At 65.8% G+C, this 14334-nt stretch carries 18 protein-coding genes; 8 read left to right on the forward strand and 10 right to left on the reverse strand.

Annotated features, from left to right (window positions below; all coding sequences use genetic code 11):
- Positions 1-31 precede the first annotated feature (31 nt).
- Positions 32-424, forward strand: coding sequence for a hypothetical protein (locus KUH32_RS00785; protein ID WP_217776171.1), 393 nt, complete (start codon positions 32-34; stop codon positions 422-424).
- 4 nt (positions 425-428) lie between these two features.
- Here KUH32_RS00785 and xseA read toward each other — a convergent pair whose 3' ends face one another.
- Positions 429-1976 carry an exodeoxyribonuclease VII large subunit gene (gene xseA / locus KUH32_RS00790; RefSeq protein WP_217776172.1) on the reverse strand — a complete coding sequence of 516 codons (1548 nt, stop codon included), beginning with the start codon at positions 1974-1976 and terminating at the stop codon, positions 429-431.
- 146 nt (positions 1977-2122) lie between these two features.
- Between xseA and purD the strand changes: the two genes are divergently transcribed.
- The gene (gene purD / locus KUH32_RS00795; RefSeq protein ID WP_217776173.1) at positions 2123-3385 is read left to right on the forward strand and encodes a phosphoribosylamine--glycine ligase; all 1263 of its coding nucleotides are present in this window, start codon (positions 2123-2125) and stop codon (positions 3383-3385) included.
- Positions 3386-3435: 50 nt separating this feature from the next.
- Here the strand turns inward: purD and KUH32_RS00800 are convergent, their stop codons facing one another.
- Both KUH32_RS00800 and mgtE read right to left on the reverse strand, forming a co-directional pair.
- Entirely contained in the window at positions 3436-4005 is a 570-nt protein-coding gene (locus KUH32_RS00800) for a 5-formyltetrahydrofolate cyclo-ligase (protein ID WP_217776174.1), read from the reverse strand.
- Entirely contained in the window at positions 4002-5393 is a 1392-nt protein-coding gene (gene mgtE, locus KUH32_RS00805; RefSeq protein ID WP_217776175.1) for a magnesium transporter, read from the reverse strand. Before mgtE ends, KUH32_RS00800 begins: the two co-directional genes overlap by 4 nt.
- A 131-nt stretch (positions 5394-5524) precedes the next feature.
- On the opposite strand from mgtE, the gene guaD reads away from it, so the two are divergent.
- Positions 5525-6811, forward strand: a complete 1287-nt coding sequence (gene guaD / locus KUH32_RS00810; RefSeq protein WP_217776176.1) for a guanine deaminase — start codon at positions 5525-5527, stop codon at positions 6809-6811.
- Positions 6812-6816: 5 nt separating this feature from the next.
- Here guaD and KUH32_RS00815 read toward each other — a convergent pair whose 3' ends face one another.
- The 3 genes from KUH32_RS00815 to KUH32_RS00825 are packed head-to-tail and all read right to left on the reverse strand — an operon-like array spanning position 6817 to position 8487.
- Positions 6817-7245, reverse strand: coding sequence for a CAP domain-containing protein (locus KUH32_RS00815; RefSeq protein ID WP_254898953.1), 429 nt, complete (start codon positions 7243-7245; stop codon positions 6817-6819).
- 12 nt (positions 7246-7257) lie between these two features.
- Positions 7258-8070: a histidinol-phosphatase gene (gene hisN / locus KUH32_RS00820; protein WP_217776177.1), complete on the reverse strand. Its 813-nt coding sequence runs from the start codon at positions 8068-8070 to the stop codon at positions 7258-7260.
- A 45-nt stretch (positions 8071-8115) separates the two neighbouring features.
- Positions 8116-8487, reverse strand: a complete 372-nt coding sequence (locus KUH32_RS00825; RefSeq protein WP_217776178.1) for a helix-turn-helix domain-containing protein — start codon at positions 8485-8487, stop codon at positions 8116-8118.
- A 286-nt stretch (positions 8488-8773) separates the two neighbouring features.
- On the opposite strand from KUH32_RS00825, the gene KUH32_RS00830 reads away from it, so the two are divergent.
- Positions 8774-9739 carry an NADPH:quinone oxidoreductase family protein gene (locus KUH32_RS00830; RefSeq protein ID WP_217776179.1) on the forward strand — a complete coding sequence of 322 codons (966 nt, stop codon included), beginning with the start codon at positions 8774-8776 and terminating at the stop codon, positions 9737-9739.
- A 1-nt stretch (position 9740) separates the two neighbouring features.
- On the opposite strand, the gene KUH32_RS00835 is transcribed toward KUH32_RS00830, so the two are convergent.
- Entirely contained in the window at positions 9741-10616 is an 876-nt protein-coding gene (locus tag KUH32_RS00835) for a LysR family transcriptional regulator (RefSeq protein WP_217776180.1), read from the reverse strand.
- A 125-nt stretch (positions 10617-10741) separates the two neighbouring features.
- Here KUH32_RS00835 and KUH32_RS00840 point away from each other — a divergent pair, with 125 nt between their 5' ends.
- The 4 genes from KUH32_RS00840 to KUH32_RS00855 all read left to right on the forward strand — a co-directional run bounded on the left by KUH32_RS00840 (position 10742) and on the right by KUH32_RS00855 (position 12964).
- Positions 10742-10948 carry a DUF1127 domain-containing protein gene (locus tag KUH32_RS00840; RefSeq protein ID WP_217776181.1) on the forward strand — a complete coding sequence of 69 codons (207 nt, stop codon included), beginning with the start codon at positions 10742-10744 and terminating at the stop codon, positions 10946-10948.
- Between the two features lie 113 nt (positions 10949-11061).
- Positions 11062-11847 (forward strand): Bax inhibitor-1/YccA family protein, encoded by a 786-nt coding sequence (locus tag KUH32_RS00845; RefSeq protein WP_217776182.1) that lies wholly within the window; start codon positions 11062-11064, stop codon positions 11845-11847.
- A 71-nt stretch (positions 11848-11918) separates the two neighbouring features.
- Complete coding sequence (locus KUH32_RS00850) at positions 11919-12380, forward strand: cupin domain-containing protein (protein ID WP_217776183.1); 462 nt, start codon at positions 11919-11921, stop codon at positions 12378-12380.
- 143 nt (positions 12381-12523) lie between these two features.
- Entirely contained in the window at positions 12524-12964 is a 441-nt protein-coding gene (locus KUH32_RS00855; protein WP_217776184.1) for a hypothetical protein, read from the forward strand.
- A 73-nt stretch (positions 12965-13037) separates the two neighbouring features.
- Here KUH32_RS00855 and KUH32_RS00860 read toward each other — a convergent pair whose 3' ends face one another.
- From KUH32_RS00860 to rpmG, 3 genes are all read right to left on the reverse strand, one after another.
- Entirely contained in the window at positions 13038-13343 is a 306-nt protein-coding gene (locus tag KUH32_RS00860; RefSeq protein WP_217776185.1) for a DUF4342 domain-containing protein, read from the reverse strand.
- Between the two features lie 98 nt (positions 13344-13441).
- A complete protein-coding gene (locus KUH32_RS00865) occupies positions 13442-13945 on the reverse strand; it encodes a GNAT family N-acetyltransferase (RefSeq protein WP_217776186.1) in 504 nt (167 codons plus the stop codon).
- Positions 13946-14037: 92 nt separating this feature from the next.
- A complete protein-coding gene (rpmG, locus tag KUH32_RS00870) occupies positions 14038-14205 on the reverse strand; it encodes a 50S ribosomal protein L33 (RefSeq protein WP_005630270.1) in 168 nt (55 codons plus the stop codon).
- Positions 14206-14334: the final 129 nt, after the last annotated feature.

Consider the following 14334-nt stretch of genomic DNA (forward strand, 5'->3'; position numbering starts at 1 on the left):
GCACGCCGCACCGCTCTGGCAGGATGCCGCCATGCTTCGAACCGCCGTCCTGCTTGCGCTCTGCGCTACCGCCCTGCCCGCCGCCCAGCCGATGAGCGCGGCAGAATTCGAATCCTATGTCACGGGCAAGACCCTGTATTTCGGGATGCAGGGCCAGCCCTACGGGGTCGAGGAATATCTCGACGACCGGCAGGTGCGCTGGTCGTTCCTGGATGGCAAGTGCAAGGACGGGTTCTGGTACGAGGAAGACAGCCAGATCTGTTTCGTCTACGAGGACAACCCGGCACCGCAATGCTGGACCTTCTTCCGCGAAGGCAGCGGGCTAAGGGCGGTGTTCCAGAACGATCCGACCGACACGACGCTGTACGAGGCCCAACAGGATGACGAGCCGATGCTTTGCTTCGGCCCGGATGTGGGTGTGTGACCGCTCAGAACAGCGTCCCCTGGTCGGGCGCATCGTCGGCTTTGGCCTTGCGCGCCGCAGCCCCTCCGATCTTGAGACGGCCATCGGCGAACTCGATTTCCAGACCCGACGCCGCCTGCGCCTGCACCCTGGTTGTCAGCACGCCCTGGTCGCCGCGCACGACTGCATAGCCGCGCGCCAGCGTGCCCTTGTAGCTCAGAGTTTCCAGCAGCCGGGCGGCGCCGTCCAACGTCTGTCGATGCGTGTCGAACGGGCGCAGGGGCGCGTCTGCCAGGCGTTTCGCCAGCGCGTCCAACCGTTCGCGGCGCTGCGCGAGTTCGACGCGGATCGGCCGTGGCGACAGCCTGTCGGCGCGGCGTCCGAGGGATTCGGCGCGCTGTGCCAACAGCCTCAAAAGGGCCGGTGACAACCGCGCCGCTCGGTCGGACAAGCGCCTGGATTCATTCGTGATCGCGCGCATGAGCGCAGCGGGGCGCAGCGTTCCGGTGATTTCGGACAGGCCCAACCGCGCGCGGTCGACGCGGCGCGACAGCGCACCGGGCAACCGGTCGCCCAACACGTCCAGTCGTTGTCGCGGTATGGCCATCAGGCTTTCGGCGCGCGGCAGCGCCCTGCCCAGGTCGCGCAACCGCTGCGCGGCGCGATCGGTGCGCGCCGTCATCGCGCGGGTCATCCTTGTCTGGGCTTCGCCGGTCCAGGCCAGCAGTTCCATCCGCACCGGTACCGCCAGTTCCGCCGCCGCAGTGGGCGTCGGCGCGCGCATATCCGACACGAAGTCGATCAGCGTGGTGTCGGTCTCGTGCCCCACGGCCGAGATCAGCGGGATATCCGATGCCGCCGCCGCCCGCGCGACGATCTCTTCGTTGAAACCCCAGAGATCCTCGACCGACCCGCCGCCACGCGCGACGATCAGAAGATCGGGCCGCGGCAGCGCGCCCCCCGGCGTCAACCGGTTGAACCCCTCGATGGCCCGGGCGACCTCGGGCGCGCAGGCCGCGCCCTGTACCGCCACCGGCCAGACCAGAACCTTGCGTGGAAACCGGTCGCGCAACCGGTGCAGGATGTCGCGGATCACCGCACCCGAGGGCGAGGTCACGACGCCGATCACCTCGGGCAGATAGGGCAACTTTTTCTTGCGGGCCGGGTCGAACAGCCCCTCGGCCTGCAACTGCGCCTTGCGCTTTTCCAGCATCGCCATCAACGCACCGGCGCCGGCCGGCCGGATTTCGTCGATCACGATCTGGTATTTCGACTGGCCCGGGAACGTGGTGAGCTTGCCCGTGGCGATCACCTCCATCCCCTCTTCGGGCTGGGTCTGCTGACGGGCCGCGACGCCCTTCCACATCACGCCCGAGATCACCGCGCGGTCATCCTTGAGGTCAAGATAGATGTGGCCGGATCGCGGACGGCTGACCCGCCCGACCTCGCCCCGGACCCGGACAAAGGAAAACTCGCCCTCGATCACCCGTTTCACCGCACCCGAGATTTCCGAGACGGTGAATTCCGGCGCGTTGCCGCCCTCGCCCTCGGGGGCGTCTTCGATCAGATCCATGCCCTTGCCTCGCTTGCCCTTGTGCCGTCATCATCTTAAAGCAGCCGCAGAGACGAAAACACCACCCTTTGCTTCATCTTGCCAAGCAAACTCCGGGGGTTCGGGGGCTGGCCCCCGATCCACCGCCAACCACGGAGCAGGACGCCATGAACATTCTCATCCTCGGCGGCGGCGGGCGCGAACATGCCCTGGCCTGGGCGACCCTGCAGAACCCGAAATGCGACAAGCTGATCGTGGCCCCGGGCAATGCCGGAATCGCGCAGATCGCCGAATGCGCGACGCTGCCCATCGAGGACGGCGGCACGGTGGCCGAATTCGCGCTGGAAAACGCCATCGACCTCGTGATCGTCGGACCCGAGGCGCCGCTGGCCGCAGGCGTCGCAGACCGGCTGCGCGAGGCCGGCGTGCTGGTCTTCGGCCCGTCGGCGGCGGCCGCGCGGCTGGAGGCGTCGAAAAGCTTCACCAAGGAAATCTGCGCCGCGGTGAACGCGCCCACGGCGGGCTACGGTCACTTTACCGATGCCGAGGCGGCCAAGTCCTATGTCCGGGCGCAAGGCGCGCCCATCGTGGTCAAGGCCGATGGTCTGGCCGCGGGCAAGGGGGTGATCATCGCCCGGACGATCGCCGAGGCCGAGGCCGCCATCGACGACATGTTCGGCGGCGCGTTCGGCGGCGCAGGCGCCGAGGTCGTGATCGAGGAATTCATGACCGGCGAAGAGGCGTCGTTCTTCGTTCTGGTGGACGGCGAAACCTGTCTGCCCTGCGGCACCGCCCAGGACCACAAGCGCGTGGGCGAAGGCGATACCGGGCCGAACACGGGCGGCATGGGCGCCTATTCCCCGGCCCCGGTTCTGTCCGAGGCCATCGCGCAAAAGGCGCTGGACGAGATCGTGCGCCCCACCATGGCCGAGATGGCGCGGCGGGGCATGCCCTATCACGGCGTGCTCTATGCCGGGTTGATGATCGAGAACGGGCAGCCGCGCCTGGTGGAATACAATGTCCGCTTCGGCGATCCCGAATGCCAGGTGCTGATGCTGCGTCTGGGCGGACAGGCGCTGGATCTGATCCATGCCTGCGCCGATGGACGCCTGGCCGAGGCCCAGGTGAACTGGGCCGACGACCATGCGATGACGGTGGTCATGGCGGCGCAGGGCTATCCCGGCGATTACGGGAAAGGCAGCGCGATCAGGGGATTGGACGGCCTGCCCGAAGACAGTTTCCAGATGATGTTCCACGCCGGCACCGCCGAACGCGACGGCGCGGTGGTGGCCGCGGGCGGGCGGGTGCTGAACGCCACGGCGCGCGGGCAGAGCCTGGCCGAGGCGCGCGCGCGTGCGTATGCCCTGGTCGACGCGGTCGACTGGCCGCAAGGCTTCTGCCGCCGCGATATCGGCTGGCGGGCGCTTTAGCCGGGGGCGCTGCCCCCGTCGCCGCAAGCGGCGACTCCCCCGGGATATTTTCAGCCAGATGAAGGGCGGATCGTGATCACTTCGGTCTCGGTCACGACCAGGTCGAGCGGCTGGTCCGTCGGTTCGAGCGGCAGGTCTTCGGATTCCTGTGCCGCAAAGGCAAAGCCGATGGCCAGTGTCGGGCGTCTGGCCCGCAGCCGTTCCAGCGTGCGGTCGTAGAAGCCGCCGCCATAGCCCAACCGCCCGCCGGCCCGGGTGAAGGCGACCAGCGGGACGATCAACAACTCGGGCTCGAAGAAGTCCAGCGCGGCCGGGATACGGGCGCCGAAGGGACCGTCCGTCAGGGCGCAGCCCGGCTCCCACCGGGCGAATTTCAGTGGCAGGCCCGCGGCTTCGATCACCGGCACGCCCACGGGGCCGTGGGCCGCGGCCTCTTCCATCGCGGGCAGCGGGTCGATTTCGGTCCGGATCGGCATATAGCCCGAAAGGGCCACGCCGCGATGGCCCGCCAGCACCTCGCTCAGCTTGCCCGCTGCGCCCGGACCCTGCCGATCGTAGGCCACCTTGCGCCGGGCAAAGGCGGCCCTGCGCGCGGCGGCCTTGTGTTCATCGAGGCTCACAACAGCACCACGACGGCAAGGCCCAGGAAGGCGAAGAACCCCACGACGTCGGTCACCGTGGTCACGAAGGCGCCCGAGGCCAGCGCCGGGTCGACACCGAGCTTTTCCAGCGCCACCGGGATCGCGATGCCGGCCAGGCCCGCGACCACCAGGTTGACGACCATGGCCGCCGCGATCACGCCGCCCAGAGCGGGCGAGCCGAACCAGATCAATCCGACCAGGCCCATGATGACCGCGAAAGCCAGGCCGTTGACCAGGCCCACCAGCACCTCGCGCCGGATCACCCGCCACAGGTTCGAACCGGTCAGGTCCTTCGTTGCCAGCGCCCGTACCGCGACCGTCAGCGCCTGCGTGCCCGCGTTGCCGCCCATCGACGCCACGATCGGCATCAGCACGGCCAAAGCCACGATCTGGGCGATGGCCTCTTCGAATTGCGCGATCACCAGCGAGGCCAGGACCGCCGTCACCAGGTTGACCGCCAGCCAGGGAAAGCGTTGTTTCGTCGTTTCGAACGTGTTGTCGCTCAGCCGGCTTTCCTCGCCCACGCCGGCCAGGCGGAGGATGTCTTCCTCGTGCTCGTCATCCAGCACCGCCATCGCATCATCGATGGTGATCACCCCGATCAGCCGGTCGTTTTCATCGACGACCGGGGCCGAGATCAGGTGGTACTGGTTGAAGGCATAGGCAACGTCGCCTTCGTACTGATCGACGGGGATCACGTGGAACGTGTCTTCGACGATGGATTTCAACAGCACTTCGCGGCGCGACGACATCAGCTTGCCGAGCGTCACGTTGCCGACCGGGTGCAGTTTCGGGTCGACCAGAACGATGTGATAGAATTGTTCGGGCAAGTCTTCGGAATTGCGCAGGAAATCGATCGCTTCGCCGACATTCCAATGCTCGGGCGCCATCACCACTTCGCGCTGCATCAGGCGGCCGGCGGAGTATTCGGGATAGGTCAGCGATTGTCGGACCGCCGCGCGGTCGCTGTCGCCGAGCGCACCGAGAATGGCCTCTTTCTGAGGCTCGTCCAGGTCTTCGACCAGGTCGACCACGTCGTCGCTGTCGAGGTCGCGCACCGCCTCGGCCAGGACCTCGGGATTCAACAGTCCGATCACTTCTTCGCGGATCGACTCGTCGAGTTCGGATAGGATGTCGCCGTCGAATTCGCGGTCATAGAGCCGGATCAGGCGCATCCTGTCGAACGCGTTGATCTGTTCCAGCAGGTCGGCGATATCGGCGGGATGCAGCGGCTCCATGAGCTCGACCAGCTTGGCACGATCCTCGATATCGACGGCGTAGAGAATCGCGGCGACAGCGCGGCGGTCCAGGGTGTAGGCGCCGCTGTCCTCGGTCTCGGCGTCGACGATATCGATCTCTTCGCTCATGCCCGCCCCCTGTCTGATCGCGCCCTGCCTGAACGCGCCCTGTCTATCGAATGGATAAGCCGAGCGACAGGGCGTTCAAGCGATTTACCTGGACTTGCCGCAGGCCTAGTCTGCCGCCAAAGGAGCCGCCCATGACCCCCGTCCTGCATCTTGGCCAGACGCTGGCCTTTCCGGCCTCGCCCTTCGAAGACGGTGTTTCGGCGGCTGACCACCACCGCCACGGAGCGGTGCTGGTCGCAGACGGGAAAATCGCGGCAGTGGGTCCGGCCGACGCGCTGCGCGCGGCGAACCCGACCTTGCCTGTCGAAGACCACGGCGATGCCCTGCTGATGGCGGGGTTCATCGACGCCCATGCGCACTATCCCCAGACCGCGATCATCGCCAGCTGGGGCAAGCGGCTGATCGACTGGCTGAACTGCTATACCTTCCCCGAGGAACTGCGGTTTGACGATCCGCAATATGCCGCCACCGTGGCCGAGCGATACCTGGACCTGCTGGTCGCGCAGGGGACGACGTCGGTCTGTTCCTATTGCACCAGTCACCCGGTTTCGGCCGACGCGATCTTTGCCGCGGCTCAGGCGCGGGGCATGCGGCTTTGGGCGGGCAAGACCTGCATGGACCGCAACGCCCCGGACGGTCTGTGCGACACGCCCCGACGGGCCCATGACGAAAGCGCGTCACTGCTGGCGCGTTGGCACGGGCAGGACCGGCTGGGCTATGTCATCACCCCGCGGTTTTCGCCGACCTCGTCACCTGCCCAGCTTGATGCGCTCGGCGCGCTTTGGGCGGAATACCCGGATTGCCTGATGCAGACCCACCTGAGCGAACAGCTCGACGAGATCGCCTGGGTGCGGTCGCTGTTCCCGGACGCACGGGATTATCTCGACACCTACGAGGCGCACGGGCTGCTTGGCGAAAACGGGCTGTATGGCCATGCCATCCATCTGGAACCGCGCGAACGCGACCGCCTGCGCGAGGTCGGCGCGGCATTGATCCATTGCCCGACCTCGAACACCTTCATCGGGTCGGGCCTGTTCGACATGGCCGGGCTGACCGCGATGGGGCTGCGCATCGGGCTGGCCACCGATACCGGCGGCGGGTCGTCCTTTTCGATGTTGCGCAGCATGGCCGCGGCCTACGAGATCGCGCAACTGCGCGGCCATGCGTTGCACCCGTCGGAATTGCTGTGGCTGGCGACCGTAGGATCGGCCCGCGCGCTCAAGGCCGATGACCGGATCGGCAATCTGGAACCCGGGCACGAGGCGGATTTCATCGCGCTCGACCTGACTTCGACGCCGGCCATCGCGCAGCGTGCGGCGCGGGCCGAGGATCTTTGGGGCGCGGTCTTTCCCACGATCATGATGGGCGACGACCGCGCGATTGCAGGTGTATGGCTGTCGGGCCGACGCGTGAAGTGACCCGGTCAGGACCCGCACCCGCCGCGGCCCAGCACCAGCACCCAGATGTCTCCCGGCGCGCGGACCAGCCCGTATTCCTCGATGTCGCGCAGCAGCAGGTTCTTTCGATGCGGCGCGGAATCGACCCAGGACCGCATGACGTTCTTGGGCGACTCCTGGCCCTTGGCGATGTTCTCGGCCACTTGGCAGAACCCGTATCCCGCCGCGCGGACCCGCGACGCGACGGTGCTGCCGTCCGATCCGGTATGCGAGAAGAAGCCGTTTCGCGCCATGTCCATCGCATGCTGCATCGCCGCCTCTTCCAACGCGGGTGACGGTTTCAGCGGTGCCAGACCGGCCTCGCCGCGCAGTCCGTTCAGCAATTGCCGCACCTCCTGTGCGGGGGCCGTCGTGGCGAAAACAAGTGCGGACAGCAAGACGCAGATACGGATCATGGCTGTGCGCTCCTAGACCGGTGTCCCGCGCAACAGGTCCAGCGCCCGGGCATGCAGGGTCGCGTTCGCCGCAGCCAGCACCCGGCCACCGGCATGCACGGGCGCTCCGGTCCAATCCGTGACGATTCCGCCGGCGGCTTCGATCACGGCGATCGGTGCCTGGACGTCGTAGGCAGCCAGCCCGGCTTCGATGACTAGGTCGATCTGCCCCGCGGCCAGCAACGCGTAGGCATAGCAATCCATACCGTAGCGCGTCAGGCGCACGCGATCGCGCACTGCCTCGAAGCCACGCCGCTCGGCTGGGCTGCCGACCTCCGGAAAGGTGGTAAACAGGATCGCGTCTTCAAGATGGTGGGTGTCGCGGGTTTCCAGGCTCGCGGTCGCGTTCCGCGGGCCGCTCCAGTGCGCCCGACCGAAGCCGCCGATGAACCGTTCCCCGGTAAAGGGTTGGTCGATGATGCCCAGCATCGGACCGGATTCGTTGGCCAGCGCGATCAGCACGCCCCAGGTCGGTGTTCCCGACAGGAACGCCCGGGTGCCATCGATCGGATCGAGCACCCAGGTCAGGCCGCTTTCGCCAGCCTGTTCGCCGAACTCCTCGCCCAGGATACCGTCCTGCGGTCGAAGCCGGGCGAGAGTCGCGCGCATCGCCTCTTCGGCGGCACGGTCGGCGACGGTGACCGGGTCGAACCCTTCGCGCGCCTTGTTGTCGGCGCTGAGCCCGCGAGATCGGAAATGCGGCAGAATCGCCTCGCCCGCCGCATCGGCAAGCGACAAGGCGGTCGCCAACAGCGTTTGCCGAAGTTCATCCGTCAGTTCGGTCATCGGACAAGGCCCGGCTTGGACCGGGCGTCTTTCGTCGCTCCCGGATCAGGCGACGTCGGACAGCACGCGTGCCAGTTCGAACAGGCGGCGGCGCTGATTTTCGGGGATCGCGTAGTAGGATCGCACGAGGTCCAGCGCTTCCTTGTCGCCCAACAGGTCGGCCGGAACGCCGTCTGCCTTGGCCGGTGTTTCGCTTTCGTTTTCAATGCCTTCAAAGAAGAAACTGACCGGAACGCTGAGCGCGTCCGCGATATCCCACAGCCGCGACGCGCTGACACGGTTGGCACCGGTTTCGTATTTCTGGATCTGTTGAAACTTGATCCCGACCTGTTCGGCCAGCTGTTGCTGGGTCATGCCGACCAGCCACCGGCGATGCCGGATTCGCTTGCCTACGTGGACATCAACGGGATGGGTCATTTCGTGATCCTTGTCTTGATACATCCGTCGCCTGCGACACGGACAGACGACAACCGGAACTGAAAGCGAGACGGGTGCCAGGCTTGGTCTGAATGACTACAGCACGCGGACGAAAAATATCAAGGAAAATGATACCCAATCGCTGTATTTGGTAAACACTCCGCACCCTCCAGTTGCATTGTCTTTACCCTCGGTTCCCGCAAGGCAACAAAAGGGCCTGACCGCCAAACATTTGACACCCGGTGGATTCGCGCCGAAGTAGCCGCCAACCAAGCCGGAGGATTCAATGCGTGCCTTTCAACTGACATCCCACGATACGCCCCCCGCCCTGGCGGACCTTGCGGTGCCCGATCCCGGTGCCGGGCAACTGCGGCTCGACATAGCAGCCTGCGGACTGAACTTCGCCGATCTGCTGATGATGTCCGGCCAGTACCAGGACACGCCGGCCCTGCCTTTCACCATGGGCATGGAGGTGGCCGGAACGGTCAACGCGGTGGGCGACGGCGTGACCGGCTTCGCGCCCGGAGACCGGGTCGCGGTGTTCGGTGGTCAGGGCGGATTGGCGGAACAGGGCGTGTTCGACGCCGCGCGCGCGGTGAAACTGCCGCCAGCCATGGATTTCGTCCAGGCAGCCGCCTTTCAGATCGCCTATGGCACCAGCCATGTCGCCTTGGATCACCGTGCCCGTCTGAAACCCGGTGAGACGCTGCTGGTGCTGGGCGCCGCCGGCGGCGTCGGTCTGACGGCGGTCGAGATCGGCAAGGTGATGGGCGCGCGGGTGGTGGCCTGTGCCCGAGGCGCCGACAAGCTGGCGGTGGCCCGGGCAGCCGGGGCCGACCACCTGATCGATGCCGCCAGCCAGGATATCCGCGCCGAGATGAAGGCGCTCGGCGGCGCCGACGTGGTCTATGATCCGGTCGGAGGCGAACAATTCGATGCCGCGTTCCGGTCATGTAAACCCGAGGGCCGGATCCTGACCATCGGCTTTGCCAGCGGTTCCGTCCCGCAGATCAAGGCCAACCACCTGCTGGTCAAGAATCTCAGCGTTCTGGGCCTGTATTGGGGCGGCTACCTGGCCTTCCGACCGGAGGTGCTGACCGGGTCGCTGGCGACCCTGCTCGACTGGTTCGACGCCGGCAAGATCACCCCGCATGTCAGCGACGTGCTGCCGCTCGAACGGGCGGCGGACGGCATGGCGCTGCTGCGCAGCCGCAAATCCACCGGCAAGGTGGTGATCCGGATCCGCGACTGACCTATTGCGCGGCGATCTCGCCGCGACCCGACATCAACGCGAATTCGGCGCGCAACATGTCCATCAGCGGATCGACCAGCTGGGGCCGGGACGGCGCGGCATAGGCGATGATCTTCTGGCTGCCCAGCTCGGGCAGTCCGGCGGCGTTGGGAACCGGCGCATATTGCTGGGGTTCGTGTCCTTCCAGCACGGCCGTCACCGCCATGTCGGCGCTGACCGCCACTTCGATGGCCCGGTCGCTGTCGGCGGCCACCACCTGTTCCCAATCGATACCGGACCTGTCGAGCGCGGCGACCGCGCCGGGCCGGAACGAACAATGGCTGCAGAACGCGACGCGCAAGGGCTGGGTGCGCCAGACCTGGCCATCCCGCGCGCCGTACCAGCGCAACGGCACGTCCAACAGTTCCTCGCCGCCCCTCGAGGGCTCGGGCTCGGTGGTCAGGATGACATCCACCGCGCCCTTGGCGAACTGTGCCTTGAGATCGAAGGTAAAGGAACTGAGCAGCTGCAGTTTGACCCTTGGAAAGTCTCGCTGCATCCGCTTCATCACCCGTGGGATGACCGGGTAGACGATGTCATGCGGAACGCCCAGCACCAGTTCGCCGACCCAGTCCTGCCGGGTCAGCCTTGCATAGATCTCGTCGTTCAGTTCGACCATCCGGCGGGCATAGCCCAGCAACTGATCGCCGGCCGGTGTCAACACGACGCCGCGGCCCGAACGTTCCAGCAGCGTCAGGCCCAGCAGCTCTTCCAGTCTCTTGATCTGCATCGAGACTGCCGATTGCGTGAGGTTCAGGAAGCCGGCCGCGCGGGTCACACCGCCGGAATCCGCGACGGCGACGAACGATCGAAGCGTGGTGATGTCAAGATTGCGCATACATCACGTTCCTTGATGTAATTCCTCAAAAACATTCGTTTCCAACATATCGCATGTGGCGCCATATTCATCAACAGAAAACACGCTGACCACCGCTTACATCACAAACACTGAAGGGTTTCATCATGATCCGTGCATTGTCTCTGTTCGCCCCCGTCCGCCCGGCTTCGCTGGCCACCCGCATCCGCAACTGGCGTTCGGTGAGCCGCCAGCGCCACGCCCTGTCGCGTCTCGACACTGCTGCCCTCCGCGATATCGGCCTCAGTCGCGAACAGGCGGAAAACGAGGCAAACCGCCCGTTTTGGGACGCTTCGGCGAATTGGCGAGTATAACGGTCGACTTTTCGTCAATCCGCACCGCCTTCGCCTTGAAATATCTCCGTGACCTGCCAATATCTGAGCTACAACCGGGCAAACCCCGGACGAGGTTCAATTCGGAGGCTTTCATGGCTGAATACAACACGATCCGGACGGCTGGCGTCGCTGGCGCCCACGCTGCCCAGATTGACGAGGGCCTGCGCGCCCACATGAACAAGGTCTACGGCACGATGTCCGTGGGCATGTTCATCACCTTCGCCGCAGCATGGGCGATTTCCGGCCTTGCCGTAACATCCGACCCCGCCGGCGCCACCGCGATGATCCGCGAGGGCCAGTTCCTGACGGCATTCGGGCAGGCGATCTACATGTCGCCACTCAAGTGGGTGATCATGTTCGCGCCGCTGGCCTTCATCTTCTTCGGCTTCGGCGCCGCCGTGAACCGGTTGTCGGCCGCCGGCGTACAGACCGTGTTCTACGTCTTCGCCGCGCTGATGGGCCTGTCGCTCAGCTCGATCTTCCTGGTCTTCACGGGCGTTTCGATCGTGCAGGTGTTCCTGATCACGGCAATCGCTTTTGCCGGCCTGTCGCTGTGGGGATACACCACAAAAAAGGACATCTCGGGCTGGGGTTCGTTCCTGATCATGGGCGTGATCGGCCTGATCGTCGCGTCGATTGTGAACATCTTCCTGGGCTCACCGGCGATCCAGTTCGCCATCTCGGCTCTGGGTGTGCTGATCTTCTCGGCCCTGACGGCATACGACACGCAGAACATCAAGAACACCTATCTGCAGCACGCGATGCAGGGCGATAGCGAGTGGCTGGGCAAGGCCGCCATCATGGGCGCGCTGAACCTGTATCTCGACTTCATCAACCTGTTCATGTTCCTGCTGCAGTTCCTCGGCAATCGCGAGTGATCCTGCCGCAAGACTGACAACCGGGGCCGGTCGACCAGACCGGCCCTTTTTTCGTTTCCCGGAGGCAAACGATGCCCGTACATGACGAAACCACCGTGCGGCGCGACGCCGGAACCGGCGCCTGCGGCCCCTACGAGGCGCTGCTGTTTTCCGACAGCGGCGGACTGACGCAGTTCGGGGCATTCGTCGAGATCCTGCCGCCCGGATCGGCCTCGTCCATCGCCCATTGGCACAGCGAAGAAGACGAGATGGTCTTTGTCCTGGCCGGCACCGTGACGCTGCTCGAAGGCGACACGGAAACCGCCCTGACCCCGGGCAAGGCGGCAACGTTCAAGGCCGGCGTCCCGGTCGGCCACCGGCTTGAGAACCGGTCCGACGCGCCCGCGCGGTATCTGGTGATCGGCACCCGCGCCGCGCAGGACCGGGTGACCTATCCCGGCCATGACCGTGTCCTGCACGTCACACGCGCCACAGGCGAACGGATCTGGACGGACCCGGCCGGGCAACCCGCCACGCCGCTTTACGACGATTGAACCGTCGCGGCCGGACCCGGCGTTGTCGTGCGATCCCGCCGGTTTGAGCGGATTTCTGCACGCCGCGTGCAATAAGGATTCCCCGCTTCCGCGCAATGTGGCACAACCGCTGCGACCGCCACACACGGGAGCTATTTGAAACGATGACGCTTCGCAGCAGCAGCCTTGCCCTCGCCGCCGCTTTCGGCTCCACCGCGACAGCCAGCCATGCCAATCCCAGCGATGTCTGGGCATTGCTGAAACAGATCGAGATCGACGAAATCGTCACCGACACCAACTACGAGGTGCGCAAGACCTATCCGACCGGCATCGCCGAGGAACAGATGGTCGAGATCACAGGCTACGCCGCGCCGATGATGCCCGGCACGACCTTCCGCGAGCTGGTGCTGGTGTCGGACATGGGCCTGTGCCCGTTCTGCGGCAGTGTCGACCACGGCGCGGCGCTGCAGGTCACCCTGGCCGATCCGATCGACACCGTTGACGAGACCAGGCGCATCACCCTGCGCGGCACGCTCAAGCGGGTGAACGACCCCGAAACCTGGCAGGCCGTGATCCTGGAAAACGCACAGATCGTCACACAGTAACGCTGTCGGCCGCCACGGGCCGATGGCAGGAAACAGGGCCGGTCGCGAAACCGGCCTTTTTTCGTGCCCCGGATCAGGCGCTGTGGGTCGTCTCGTCGGCCGTTTCGCGCACCACCTCGACCTTGACCTTGGTCACCAGCGCCGCCAGGGCGCCGATCACGGCCAACACAGGCGCCGCCAGCACCACGGCCCCGCCGGTTAACGCCCCCACCGTCAGGGACACGTCGACCGCCACGTCGCCATCGGGCTCGATCACCCGCAAACGCCGGACGTTGCCTTCCCTGGCCATCTCCTTGACGAAACCCACCAGTTTCTCGCCACCCACCTCGATGACTTCGACGATGGATTGCGGCTCTTCCGTCTTGTCACGATCAGTCATGTCTGACACTCCTATGCAGACACGGGCCTATGCAGACACGGGCGGACCCTACCCGGTCGGCGCAGAGGCCGCCTGATCGCCGTCAATCGTTCGCGTCTTTACAGCTGGGCCACCATGAACACGGCGGGAAAGTCTATCCCGCCGCGCAAGCCGATGGTCACCGGGCCGCGGGTGTCGAAGCCCATCGCGGCATAGAACGGTTCGGCCGTCAGCGTGCTTTGGCAATGCAGCTGAGCCATCCCGCTGGCCTTTGCCTCGATCTTGATGTGATCCAGCACCATCCGCGCGGCACCCCGGCGCAGCATCGCCGGATCGGTGGCAACATGGCGCACATGCCCCACGCCGCGGCGCCCCGGCGCCCCGCCCGGTGCGGCCAGCGACCATCCGCCCGCCGCGGCGATGCGGCCGCCTGCCTCGACGACATGGAACAGGCCCGACGCGATCAGCGCCGGCTGCGCGCGGCCGATCACCGGCACGGCGGTCACCAGAACCGATGGCGCGTAGTCATCCTTGAGAAGGGCCATGTAGCTGCGCTGGAACAGGTCGTCCAACGCGGGGATATCGCGGGCCTCGGCCCGGCGCAGGGTCAGTGTTTCGGTCATCGATCCCCTCCTTGACGGTAAGGTAGACCGCGACGGGAAAGAAAAAGGCCGCGCTTGCGGCGCGGCCCCGTGAACCTGTCAGGCAGGTGATCCTACTTGATCTTGCCTTCCTTGTATTCCACGTGCTTGCGCGCCACGGGATCGTATTTGCGCACCGTCATCTTCTCGGTCATGGTGCGGGCGTTCTTCTTGGTCACGTAGAAATGACCCGTCCCGGCGGTCGAGTTCAGGCGGATCTTGATGGTCGTCGGCTTCGCCATGGGTCGTCTCCTGCGGCGGACCCCGAAGGCCCGCGAAATATCATGAGACACGCCTTTTACCGATGCCGCCGGACGAGTCAACCGACGAAATCAAGGGAAACGCGCGGCGGGCCTGATATTGCCGGACCC

Origin of the sequence: Thalassococcus arenae (assembly GCF_019104745.1) — a bacterium.
In the GTDB taxonomy this organism is placed as follows: domain Bacteria; phylum Pseudomonadota; class Alphaproteobacteria; order Rhodobacterales; family Rhodobacteraceae; genus Thalassococcus_B; species Thalassococcus_B arenae.